Below are 12,067 nucleotides of genomic sequence, written 5' to 3' on the forward strand. Positions count from 1 at the left end.
ACTCGCGTCCCAGCCCGCCCTCCCCGCTGGCCGACGTCCCGGCCTGATCTACCTGGCAGGACCCTTCTTCGACCTCGCGCAACGTTGGCTCGTCGAGGAGGCGCTCGAACGGCTCCAGGCACTGGGCGCGCCGGTGTTCTCTCCCCTGCACGAGGTCGGTACGGGCCGTCCGGCCCAGGAAACCGCGGCCGCCGATCTCGAAGGCCTGGACCGCTGCGCCGCGCTGCTCGCGCTGCTCGACGGCGCCGATCCGGGCACCCTGTTCGAGGTCGGGTACGCGCGCGCCCGGGGCAAGCCCGTCGTCGTCCTTGCCGAGCGCCTCGACGACCCGAACCTGACGATGCTCGTCGGCACCGGCTGCCGGGTCGCTCGCGACTTGACATCCGCGCTCTACCAGGCGGCCTGGGCCGCCATGGAATGAGGGCGCTCCTGCTCTCGGGCGGCCTCGACTCGGCGGCCATCGCCGCCTGGCAGAGGCCGGACGTCTGCCTCACGGTCGATTACGGACAGAGGCCGGCCAAGGGCGAGATCGCCGCGGCGGCCTCGGTCGCGCGCGAGCTCGGACTTCGCCACGAGGTCGCGCGGGTCGACCTGTCGGCCCTTGGCCTTGGCCCGCTCGCGGGGCGCGCGGCGTCGGATCTGGCGCGCGCGCCCGAGTGGTGGCCTTACCGCAACCAGATGCTGGTGACGCTCGCCGGCATGCGGTTCGTGGCCGAGGGACTGACCGAGATCCTGCTCGGGGCGATCAGGACGGATGTCCATGCCGACGGTCGCGCTCCCTTCCTGCGGACCGTCGACCGGCTGATGCACCTGCAGGAGGGAGGCGTCCGGGTCATGGCCCCCGCGCGCCACCTTTCGGCCCTGGAGCTTGTCAGGCGGTCGGGGATCCCCCGTTCACTCCTGGGCGCCACCTTCTCCTGCCATGTCATGGAATACGCCTGCGGTCGGTGCCGTGGCTGCGAGAAGCACCAGGAAACGCTGGCGCGCATCGATGGCGGCCGGGCCCGCGCCGGCACCGCGGTCCAGGCGTCCGCGGCGACGGGAGGTTGAGTCATGTCGGGAGGACCCCCGGGCCGGCGAGGGCGGGCTCCGCGGCGATTGCAGCAGTCCGGCGACGGTTGCGACCTCCACCTCACCGTCGACTTGATAGGGGTGCGTCGTGAGGCGGCGGACCGGGTACGCGCGGGCGACGACCTGCGGATCGAGCTTGTCCACGAGGGGGCCGCGGTCGGCGCGATCTGCCGGAACGGCGAGGGCGCCGTGGTGGGCGCCCTCGCCGCGTTCCCGGGTCTGACGCGGCTTCTCGACTGCCTCGCGCGGGAGGTGCCCTTCGTCGCCCATGTCGAGGAGGTCTCGTCGACGCGGTGCGTGGTGACGGTGTCGAGGACCGACCCATGATCATCGTGGGCGGCAGTTACCGGGAGGTCTGCGCTTACCCGGAATGGGACCGGATTTACGGTTCCGGTGGCCGGGCCGCCGTGGCCGTGAGCGGGCTCTCGCCCGGCTCCGTGCTGCACACCTACGCCTACTCGGGTTGGGCGGCGGACGTACGCGCGACCATGGCGTCGTTCGGCGTCCGTGCCGAAGTGGTCGAGATCGAGAAGGAACTCGTCTTCGAGTACTACCATCCCCTGAGCAAGGAGCCCGTGCCCAAGGCGTCGGCCGGTCTGCCCCGCATCACGGTCTCCGGGGAGGTCGTGCTGAGCTTCGGGATGCTGGAGGGGCCGTCCACGGTCGTGGCCGGCCGGGCCGTCCACGACCCGCAGTCGGACAGTCCCGAGGCGGCCTTCTCGGCGTCGGGGTCGCGGGCGGGCGAGCTGGCATACGTGGTGAGGGACTACATGCTCGCTGCGGCGGATCCGTCGCAGGCGGCGATGGATGTGGCGACACGCATCATGGCCGATGAGGGCGCCTCGGTCGTCGTCGCCCGCCACGCCATCGGCGGCGCCAGCGTCTATGTCGGTGACACGAAGCCGCGGCTGGTTCCGGCCTACATATCGGACACGTGGTTCAAGATCGGCTCCGGCGACGTGTTCTGCGCCGCCTTCGCGCACTACTGGGGCGAGCGCCGGCTCGACCCCGTCGAGGCCGCCGACCTGGCATCGCGCAGCGTCGCCCATTTCAACGACGGTCATCGCCTGCCTCTCCCGGCGCCGCATGCCTTGGGCGCTCTCGTGCCGCAGCCGGACACGGCGCATGGGGGGCGGGTCTTTCTTTCGGGACCGGCGGCGACGCTGCCTCAACGCTGGCTCCTCGACCAGGCACGGTGGTGGCTTCTTGATCTCGGGAGCGAGGTGTTCTCGCCGTTCCATGAGTACGGCGAGCGGCTTGCCGCGAGCGCCGGTCCCGCGCTCGCCGGGCTGAGGGCCTGCACGGCTGTCCTCGCGCTTGCGGATGGCGGCGACCCGGGAACGAGCGCCGTCATTGGGCACGCCCGGGCCGTCGGGGTTCCGGTGGTCGTCCTGGCGGAAGCGGTGGCTGCGACGGACCTCGCGGTGCACGCGGGCATGTCGTGCGAGATCGCCCGTGACTTCACGACCGCCCTGTACCGCGCACACCTGGCCGGAATGCGCTGACCCGACCGGACATCGTCGATGAGACCTCCGACCCGACCCCCTCCCAAACCGATCCGTGGCGTCTCGGCGGAACCGGTCCAGCCGCGTGGCTCGGCTTCGGCCGCGGACACCGTGGAGCGTCTCAAGTCGGCGCAGGAGACCTGGCAATCCTTCCAGGACTTCCTGGACCGGCGCATGCACTCGCGCTGGGTCTTTCGGGGCTGCGCGTCCCGCGAATTCCTATGTATGCCGAGCGCGGGCCGCACGCCGAACCACGACCCGCTGTTCGAGGAGCACCTGTTCCGCGCCTTCAAGCGCGAGGCACGCTTGCACGTCTCGCTGCCCGGGGCGACCGATTGGGACTGGTTGGCCCTGGGGCAGCATTTCGGGCTGCCGACGCGCCTCCTGGACTGGACGACCAACCCGCTCGTCGCGTGCTTCTTCGCGGTCTCCAGCGACCCCCTGGACGCCGATGCCGTGATCTACGCCTACCCGGTCGACGACACGCTCGTCATCAATCCGGAGGAGGGGCCGGGCCCGTTCGAGATCGACCGCGTGGGCTTCCTGCTTCCGACCACGACGGCCCCGAGGATTGCGAGCCAGCGCGGGTTGTTCTCCGTCCATCCCAGGCCCAGCGAACCGTGGATGCCGAGCGGACTGGCTGAAAACAGCTTCGTCATACCGCGAGCAGTCCGGTCGCGCTTCCAGCGCAAGCTCTTCAGCCTCGGCATCGATGCGGCCCATATCTGGGCTAGCCTTGAGGGCGTGTGCCTCTCGCTGAGCTGGCAGTATCGGCAGCGTCTCGGCATTGGCGCCGCCGTATTCTGAGGAGGTTGCATGCCGGGCCCTGACGCAGCGAACACGGATGCGGCTGTCCTCCAGGCCGTCGCGACGGCCGTGCGGGAGATCGACCTGAGCGGGACCGAAGCCTGGGCTGACCTGGACGCCCTGTCGTCGAACACGCACGTCGACTCCGTCGAGGTCTTCGCCGACGAGATCAAGGTGCGTGGCGGCAGCTTCGAGGGACCGATCAACGTCCATTGCACCCTGAATTACGGGAGCGTCGCGGACGGCCTTACGGTATCGGAGACCTTTCCAGGCCGGTTCGAGGGCAGCCTCTCCCCCGCGGGACCGGTCATCCTGCGACTGAAGGTGGACACGAGCAGCTTCTACGCCTGAAACGGCCACGGGAACCGCAGGGGCGTATTTATGGTGACGGAGCGGAGGGATGAGTCCCCCTCTACGTCAGACACGACGGTGATGCGTACTTCCTGACCGAAGGCGGGCCATTCGCACCTGACCTCGATTGCGGTCGAGTGTTCTATGAACCTGGCGAGGACTTCGGGATCATCAACGATCCGACGGACGGGCGCGACCCGCCGTTCAAGAGCGAGCCTGGCTCGTTGAGAAATGCTCGGCGACGGGTGAAGCCGAGAGGCCGATTTCCGGCCGACGTGCCTCCCGGTGGGCGTAGTTGGCGGGGCGCGGTGCATCCGGGGGGATGCCGCGGCCGCGCCGTTATTCACCAAGCTTTGCTATTTTCCCTACGCGTAAGCACCAGATTACCTTTAAGCAAAGACAGCCGACTGTCCGTGGATCTCCCGAACCAGGTGAGATCTCAAGCTGGCGTTGGCTTTCACGTCGGAAGTAGGCACTTGCGCCTGTCCCGTGCTATAACGAGCGCCACGGATGGCGCGCGCTCTTTTCGCCCTCGGTCTCGAACGCCAGCTGCCTGTTGAACGCACCAGGATGCCCGGGAAGAACACTTAATCGCTTTCATAGGTCAGCCTATTCGCTTTGAAAGGCAGCCTAATCACTTTCCCCCAGAGCCGCGAGGGTCGAACTTCTCAGTAAATCCGGTCAAGTTACCCTTCCATAGGGTCAAACTTTACTGAGAAATTACAAGCGCCCACCTCACACGTCGAGGTTGGCCACGCTCAGCGCGTTCTCCTGGATGAACTCGCGCCTGGGCTCCACCACGTCGCCCATCAGCTTCACGAAGAGGTCGTCGGCGTCGGTCGTGTCCTTCACCTTGACCTGCAGCAGCGAGCGCACGTCGCGGTCGAGCGTCGTCTCCCAGAGCTGCTGGGCGGTCATCTCGCCAAGCCCCTTGTAGCGCTGCAGCGAGAGGCCCTTGCGGCCGAAGGCCATCACCGCCTCGAACAGCCCGACGGGCCCGTGCAGCACGGTCTCGTCGGTCTTGCGGGCGAGCGTCGCGGGCTCGCCGTAGATCTCCCGGAAGGCGTCGGCCCGCTCGGCGAGACGGCGCGCCTCCTGGCTGGTGATCAGGCCGGCATCCAAGGTCGCGACCTGGCGCACGCCGCGCAGCGTGCGGCTGAGCCGGTATCCGCCCTCGTGCGCCTCGCCCTGCCAGCCCTGCTCGATCTCGTCCGCGATGGCGTCGAGGCGCTTGGCCGTCATGTCGGCCAAGACCTCGGCCTCGCCGGGGTTCTCGGCCACGTCCCCCGCGAAGGCGCCCGCCAGCACCGCCTGCTCCACCACTGCGCGGTCGTAGCGGGTGTGCAGGCCCTGCAGGATTCCGCGGAAGCCGCGCGCCTCCTCGACCAGGGTCTTCAACTGCGGCCCGGCGAACTCGGCCCCCGAGGCGAGACGCAGCACCGCGCCTTCCGTGCCCTGGTCGATCAGGTAGTCTTCGAGCGCCCGCTCGTCCTTGAGGTAGAGCGCCTTGCGGCCGCGCTCGGCTTTGTAGAGCGGCGGCTGGGCGATGTAGAGGTGCCCGCGCTCGATCAGCTCCGGCATCTGGCGGAAGAAGAACGTCAGCAGCAGCGTGCGGATGTGCGAGCCGTCGACGTCCGCGTCCGTCATGATGATGATGCGGTGGTAGCGCAGCTTGTCCGGGTTGAAGCCCTCGCGGTCGGTCGAGGACCGCCCGATGCCGGCCCCGAGCGCCGTGATCAGCGTGCCGATCTCGGCCGACGACAGCATCCGGTCGGCGCGCACCCGCTCGACGTTCAGGATTTTTCCGCGCAGCGGCAGAACCGCTTGGAACGCCCTATCCCGGCCCTGCTTGGCCGAGCCGCCGGCGGAATCACCCTCCACCAGCAGGATCTCGCACTTGGTGGGGTCGCGTTCCTGGCAGTCGGCGAGCTTGCCTGGCAGCGAGGCGATGTCGAGTGCCCCTTTTCGGGTCACGGTCTCGCGCGCCTTGCGGGCGGCCTCGCGGGCGGAGGCCGCCAGCACCACCTTGCCCATCAGGGCCTTGGCCTGGGAGGGGTTCTCCTCCAGCCAGGTCGAGAGGCCCTCGTTCAGCACGTTCTCGACGGCCGGGCGCACCTCGGAGGAGACGAGCTTGTCCTTCGTCTGGGAGGAGAATTTCGGGTCCGGCACCTGCACCGAGATGACCGCGGTCAGCCCCTCGCGGCAATCCTCGCCGGTGAGCGAGACCTTCTCGCGCTTGGCGACGCCCGAGGATTCCGCGTAGCCGGTGATCTGCCGGGTCAGCGCCGCGCGGAAGCCCGCCATGTGGGTGCCGCCGTCGCGCTGCGGGATGTTGTTGGTGAAGGGCAGCACGGTCTCGTTGAAGGAGTCGTTCCACCAGAACGCCACCTCGACCCGGATGCCGTCGCGCTCGGAGCGCACCACGACGGGCTTGCTCATCCCCTCGATGGGTTTCCTCGATCGGTCGAGGTAGCGCACGAAGGCCTCGATGCCGCCGTCGTAGTAGAGTTCCTCGCGCTTCTTCTCGGCGTGGCGCGCGTCGGTGAGCACGATGCGCACGCCCGAGTTCAGGAAGGCCAGCTCGCGCAGGCGCTTCTCCAGCGTTGCGTAGTCGAACTCGACCATCGTGAAGGTCTCGGTCGAGGGCAGGAAGGTCACCTCCGTGCCGCGCCGGCCGTTGCCGGGGCCGACCACCTTCAGCGGGGCCTTCGCCTCGCCGTGGCCGAACTCCATCGCGTGCTCCTGGTCGTTGCGCCAGATCCGGAGCTTCAGCCAGACCGAGAGCGCGTTGACGACCGACACGCCGACGCCGTGCAGGCCGCCCGAGACCTTGTAGGAGTTCTGGTCGAACTTACCGCCCGCGTGCAGCTGGGTCATGATGACCTCGGCCGCGGAGACGCCCTCCTCCCGGTGGATGTCGACCGGGATGCCGCGGCCGTTGTCGGACACCGTGCAGGATCCGTCCGCGTTGAGCGTCACGGTGACGAGGTCGGCGTGGCCGGCGAGCGCCTCGTCGATCGCGTTGTCGACGACCTCGTAGACCATGTGGTGCAGGCCCGAGCCGTCGTCGGTGTCGCCGATATACATGCCCGGACGCTTGCGGACGGCGTCCAGCCCCTTGAGAACCCGGATCGATTCCGCGCCGTAGGCGTCGTGTTCAGTCTGCGGAGTGTCGGCCATGAATGTCCTCGGGCAGGCGGGTCGTCGTCATGCGCCGCCCGGCCCTGTCGGGCGGCTTCGCCTGCGATTCGTCTAACCGGCCTGATATAGGGGTTCAGCCTTGAAATTGCATCGGTTTCCGGGCGCGGCACGCTGCGCCCGGAAACCGATTTCTGGCCGGTCCGCCTTAACGTCGCGTTAGGCCTGTCAATCCTGCAGGAACGGGTTCGAGGCGCGCTCCTCGCCGAGCGTCCCCGTGGGGCCGTGGCCCGGGATGAAGGCGACGTCGTCGCCCAAGGGCAGCACCTTCCGCTTGATCGCGTCGATGAGCTGGCCGTGGTTGCCGCCCGGCAGGTCGGTGCGGCCGACGGAGCCCTTGAACACCACGTCGCCGACCAGCGCGAAGCGGGCGTCGCGAGAGACGAAGACCACGCTGCCGGGGGAGTGGCCGGGCGCGTGCAGGATGTCGAAGGTCAGGCCGCCGACCGTGACTTCGTCGCCCTCGTCGAGCCAGCGGTCGGGGGTGATCGGCCGGGCCCCGTCGAGGCCGTAATTGGCGCCGGCCTCGGGGAGCGAGTCGAGCAGGAACTGGTCGGCCCGATGCGGGCCCTCGACCGGCACGCCGAGGCGCTCCTTCAGCTCCGCCGCCCCGCCCGCATGGTCGATATGGCCGTGGGTCAGCAGGATCTTCTCGACGGTCACGCCCTGCTGGGCGATCGCCGCCTCGATCCGGTCGAGGTCGCCGCCGGGATCGACCACGGCGGCGACCTTGGTGGCGTCGTCCCAGATCAGGGTGCAGTTCTGCTGGAAGGGCGTGACCGGGATGATCCCGGCGCGGGGCGTTGGCATGCGGCGTCCGTTGGCTGTCCGACCTGTCGCCGCATCTCTAGCCCGGATCCGCCGCCAGGGCACCCGCCCTTCAGGCCGGTGTCCGCCTCAAGGGCGCGTCGAGGCCTCCGACCCGGAACCAGTGGTAGCCGTAGCCCTCCAGGCAGAGGCAGTGCCGGCCGCGCTCGTCCGCCTCGCTGCGCTGGCCGGTGAGGAGATCGACCAGCAGGTGGCCCTCGGGTGCCGGCACGCCGGTCTCGACCGCCACCTCGATCGGGCCGGGATCGAGGTTGTGCACGCAGAGCACCGCGTTGTTGCGCCAGTCGTAGCGCAGCGCCAGCACGGCGTTGCGCCCGGTCTCCACGGCTGTGACCTCGCCCCAGCCGATCTCGGGCGCCTCCTTGCGCATGCGGATCACGCTCTGCATCCAGCTCAGCAGCGAGTCCGCCTCGTGGCGCTGCTGGGCCACGTTGACGTGCCGGTAGCCGTAGGGCCCGTGGTCGATCACCGGCATCACCGGCCGATCCGAGACCGTGAAGCCGCCCTGCGCCTCGCTCGTCCACTGCATCGGCGTGCGGGCGCAGTCGCGCTCCTTCAAGGCGAGGTCGTCACCCATGCCGATCTCGTCGCCGTAGCGCAGGACCGGCGTGCCCGGCAGCGTGAACATCAGCGAGTAGGCGAGGCGAATCCGGCGCGGGTCGCCGTCGAGCATCGGCGCGAGGCGCCGCCTTATGCCGCGGTCGTAGAGCTGCATGCCCTTCTCGGGGCCGAACTTCTCGAAGACCAGCGCGCGCTGCTTGTCGGTGAGGCGCCCGAGGTCGAGCTCGTCGTGGTTCCGCAGGAAGGTGCCCCACTGGCAGGAGAGCGGACGGGGCTTGGTGCGGGCGATCGCCTTGGCGAGCGGGCGCGCGTCGTGGGCGGCCAGCGCGTAGAAGGTCGCCTGGTTGACCTGGAAGTTGAACATCATGTGCATGCGGTCGGCGTCGTCGCCGAAATAGTCGAGGTCCTGCTTGGGCAGGATGTTGGCCTCGGCCAGGATGATCGCGTCGCCCTTGCGCCACTGCAGGAACTCGCGGAAGTCGCGCAGCATGTCGAACTGCTCGCGCGGCTCGCCCTTCAGGTCGGCGCCCTTCTGGGCGATCACGAAGGGTACGGCATCCATGCGGAAGCCCGAGACACCGAGCTGGATCCAGAAGCCCATGATCTTCAGGATCTCGGCCATCACCGCGGGGTTGGCGGTGTTGAGGTCGGGTTGGAACGCGAAGAAGCGGTGGAAGTAGTAGGCCTTGGCCTCGGCATCCCAGGTCCAGGTGGTCTTCTGCACGCCGGGGAAGACCATGCCCTCGGAGGCCGTGGCCGGCTTCTCCTTCGACCAGACGTACCAGTCGCGGAAGGGCGAGTCCGGGTCCTTGCGGGCCGCCTGGAACCAGGGATGCCGGTCCGAGGTGTGGTTGACCACGAGGTCGATCAGCACGCGCAGGCCCCGCTGCTTGGCCGCGTGCGTGAAGGCCACGAAGTCGCCGAGCGAGCCGTAGGCCGGATCGACGCCGTAATAGTCGCTGATGTCGTAGCCGCCGTCGCGCTTCGGGGAGGGCTGGAAGGGCATCAGCCAGACCGCGGTGACGCCCAAGCCCTGCAGGTAGTCGAGCCGGCGCTCCAGCCCGGCGAAGTCGCCGATCCCGTCGCCGTTCGAGTCCATGAAGGTGCCGACCGACAGGCAGTAGATGACGGCGTTCTTGTACCAGAGGTCGGTGATCACGGGCGCCTCCGCGGGCGTGGGGCCGGCGTCCTAACGCGCCCTCATGGAAAAGCGTTGCCGTATCGCCCGTCACCTTAAAACAGCCGCGTTGTGGCGCCCCTATCGGGGCCCCGGCGCGAGGCCACTTCCGGCCGGGCACGAGACGAGAGCCGCGGCACCCCGGACCGTATGAACACCATCCTGATCAAGCTGTTCGCGACCGCGCTGACCCTCAGCCAGGTCACGACCCGGCCCGACGCCGTGCGCACCCAGTTCGACGCCGCGACCGACGGACCCAAGGTCGTGCAGCTCCTGCGCGACGGCTGCGCGCACATGCGCAAGGCCTTCGACATCGAGGACATCAATCTCGACGACTTGATCTCCACCGCCATGGAGGACCCGAGCGCGGTGGCCGGCGCCTCGGCCCCGAAGATCCTGCACGGTCTCGACATCGGCGAACTCAACACGAGCTACCGCCAGTTCTGCAAGGGCGAGAACCCGGCCAACTCCCCCTTCGACGCGCGGGCCGTGATCGAGTTCTACAACAAGGCGACCGAGAACCTGCCCACCGCCGAGGCGCTGCGCGACAAGGCGCTGCCCGGCATGACCCAGATCCTCGACGGCGCCGGAAAGCCCTTCGCCGAAACCTTCGAGGCGAACGGGCGGCGGCTGGCCGTGCCGATCGAGACCGTGCCGACCCTGGTCCGACAAGCCTTCGTCGCCGCCGAGGACAAGCGCTTCGAGAGCCACCGCGGCATCGACGAGCGCGGCGTGATCCGGGCCTTCATCGGCAACCTCGCGGCGCCGGGGCGCCCGCAGGGCGGCTCGACCATCACCCAGCAGGTGGTGAAGAACCTCTCGGTCGGCGACGACGTCACCTACGAGCGCAAGATCCGCGAGATGATCGTGGCCGCGCGCCTGGAGCGCATCCTCACGAAGCCGCAGATCCTCGGGCTCTACCTCAACGGGATCTATCTGGGCCGGGGCGCCTACGGCATCGAGATGGCGGCGCGCTCCTATTTCGGGAAGTCCGTCGGCCAGCTCACCCTGCCGGAGGCGGCACTGCTGGCCGGCATGCCGAAGGGCCCGAACTTCTACAGCCCCGACAAGTACCCCGACCGCGCCCGCGAGCGGCGCGCCTACGTGCTCTCGCGCCTCAAGGAGGAGGGCGCGATCACGGACGCCCAGATGGCCGAGGCGGTGAAGGCCGATCTGGGCCTGAAGCCCCTCGACACGACCCGGCGCGACAGCGGCTTCTACGTGGTGGACTACCTCAACCGCGAGGCGCGCACCTTCGCGGGCGTCGACTCGCTCACCGCCGGCTCCTTCACGGTGCGCTCGACCATCAATGCCGGGCTCCAGCGCGCCGTCGAGGGCATCCTGCAGGACGGGCTGGCGAACTACGAGCGCGCCACCGGCCGCCAGACCTGGAGCGGGCCCGAACTCAACCTCGCGGACGCCGTGCGCCGGCTGGAAGCCGCCGCGCCGGCCCCCGAGGCGGCGCCGCAGGCCGCGCCTACCGTCACGGGCGCCGAGCCGCCGCCCGCCCGCAAGGGCAAGGCCGCGAAGGCCGCGGCGAAGTCTGCCCCGAAGCCGGCCGGCCCCAAGCCCGCCTGGCAGCGCGCCCTGGAGAGCGCCCGGCCCGTCCTCTACGACGTGCGCTGGCCGCTCGCGGTGGTCTTGGAGAGCGGCCGCAACGGCGTGCGGGTCGGGCTACCCGACGGCCGGGTGGCGAGCCTCGATCCGGGCATCGCCCGCAACCGCCTCCAGACCTACGACGCCGTCCGCGTGAAGCTGCGCGAGGGCAAGGGCGCGCCGCGGGCCGAGATCCGGGTGCGTCCGACCGTGCAGGGCGCCGCGCTCGTGCTGGAGAACCGCACCGGGCGCATCCTGGCGATGGCGGGCGGCTTCTCCTATCCGCTGAGCCAGCTCAACCGGGTGACGCAGGCCGTGCGCCAGCCGGGCTCGACGCTGAAACCGCTGACCTATCTGGCGGCGCTGAACGCCGGCCTGCAGCCCAACACCCTGGTGATGGACAGCGCCGTGACCCTGCCGCCGATCGGGGGCGTCGGCGATTCCTGGTCGCCGAAGAACTACGACGGCGGCGGCTCCGGCCCGACGACGCTCCGGCGCGGGCTCGAATTCTCGAAGAACCTCGTGACCGCGCGCCTCCTTCAGGGCGGGATCGCCGAGAAGGCGCCGGCCAGCCTCAAGCGGGTCTGCGACATCGCCCTGGAGGCGCAGATCTACGCCGCGTGCGAGCCCTACTACCCCTTCGTGCTGGGCGCGCAGCCGGTGCGGATGCTCGATCTGGCGGGCTTCTACGCGGCGGTGGCCAACGAAGGCGCGCGGCCCGCCCCCTACGCGCTCGAATCGGTCGAGCGCGACGGCCGGCCGCTCTACACCCACCAGGCCCGCGAGCCGGTGCGGATCGGCTCGGCCGACCGGGTGGCGTTCTACCAGCTCAAGACCATGCTGCAGGGCGTGGTCCAGCACGGCACCGCCGCGGCGCTCGCCCGCAACGGCGCCACCATCGCGGGCAAGACCGGCACCTCGGAGAACGAGAACGACGCCTGGTTCGCGGGGCTCTCCAACGAGATCTCGGTGG

The 12,067-nt window shown here is 69.5% G+C and carries 10 protein-coding genes; 7 read left to right on the plus strand and 3 right to left on the minus strand.

Translation table 11 applies throughout. From position 1 onward, the window contains the following. The 6 genes from AX737_RS21670 to AX737_RS21695 form a co-directional block, all read left to right on the plus strand. Positions 1-421 (plus strand): nucleoside 2-deoxyribosyltransferase (locus AX737_RS21670; protein ID WP_197430675.1); only part of this gene is annotated, 421 nt, incomplete at its 5' end. Beyond that, positions 418-1,050, plus strand: coding sequence for a 7-cyano-7-deazaguanine synthase (locus AX737_RS21675; RefSeq protein ID WP_066924819.1), 633 nt, complete (start codon positions 418-420; stop codon positions 1,048-1,050). The genes AX737_RS21670 and AX737_RS21675, both read left to right, overlap by 4 nt. A gap of 48 nt (positions 1,051-1,098) precedes the next feature. Continuing rightward, complete coding sequence (locus AX737_RS21680; RefSeq protein ID WP_245293486.1) at positions 1,099-1,398, plus strand: hypothetical protein; 300 nt, start codon at positions 1,099-1,101, stop codon at positions 1,396-1,398. After that, positions 1,395-2,576: a hypothetical protein gene (locus AX737_RS21685; RefSeq protein ID WP_066924821.1), complete on the plus strand. Its 1,182-nt coding sequence runs from the start codon at positions 1,395-1,397 to the stop codon at positions 2,574-2,576. Before AX737_RS21680 ends, AX737_RS21685 begins: the two co-directional genes overlap by 4 nt. Positions 2,577-2,687: 111 nt before the next feature. Beyond that, a complete protein-coding gene (locus AX737_RS21690) occupies positions 2,688-3,383 on the plus strand; it encodes an FRG domain-containing protein (protein WP_238231823.1) in 696 nt (231 codons plus the stop codon). A gap of 9 nt (positions 3,384-3,392) precedes the next feature. Next, entirely contained in the window at positions 3,393-3,734 is a 342-nt protein-coding gene (locus tag AX737_RS21695; protein ID WP_066924823.1) for a hypothetical protein, read from the plus strand. Positions 3,735-4,469: 735 nt separating this feature from the next. Here the strand turns inward: AX737_RS21695 and gyrB are convergent. The 3 genes from gyrB to AX737_RS21710 form a co-directional block, all read right to left on the minus strand. Continuing rightward, the gene (gene gyrB, locus AX737_RS21700; RefSeq protein WP_066924825.1) at positions 4,470-6,914 is read right to left on the minus strand and encodes a DNA topoisomerase (ATP-hydrolyzing) subunit B; all 2,445 of its coding nucleotides are present in this window, start codon (positions 6,912-6,914) and stop codon (positions 4,470-4,472) included. A gap of 186 nt (positions 6,915-7,100) precedes the next feature. Further along, a complete protein-coding gene (locus AX737_RS21705) occupies positions 7,101-7,742 on the minus strand; it encodes an MBL fold metallo-hydrolase (RefSeq protein ID WP_066924827.1) in 642 nt (213 codons plus the stop codon). Between the two features lie 70 nt (positions 7,743-7,812). Then, positions 7,813-9,480, minus strand: a complete 1,668-nt coding sequence (locus AX737_RS21710) for an alpha-amylase family protein (RefSeq protein ID WP_066924829.1) — start codon at positions 9,478-9,480, stop codon at positions 7,813-7,815. A 168-nt stretch (positions 9,481-9,648) separates the two neighbouring features. Here AX737_RS21710 and AX737_RS21715 point away from each other — a divergent pair. Beyond that, positions 9,649-12,067, plus strand: a 2,419-nt coding sequence (locus AX737_RS21715) for a transglycosylase domain-containing protein (protein WP_066924831.1), incomplete at its 3' end; no start/stop codon positions are given.

It is taken from the genome of Methylobacterium sp. CCH5-D2 (genome assembly GCF_001556475.1).
Lineage (GTDB): Bacteria > Pseudomonadota > Alphaproteobacteria > Rhizobiales > Beijerinckiaceae > Methylobacterium > Methylobacterium hispanicum.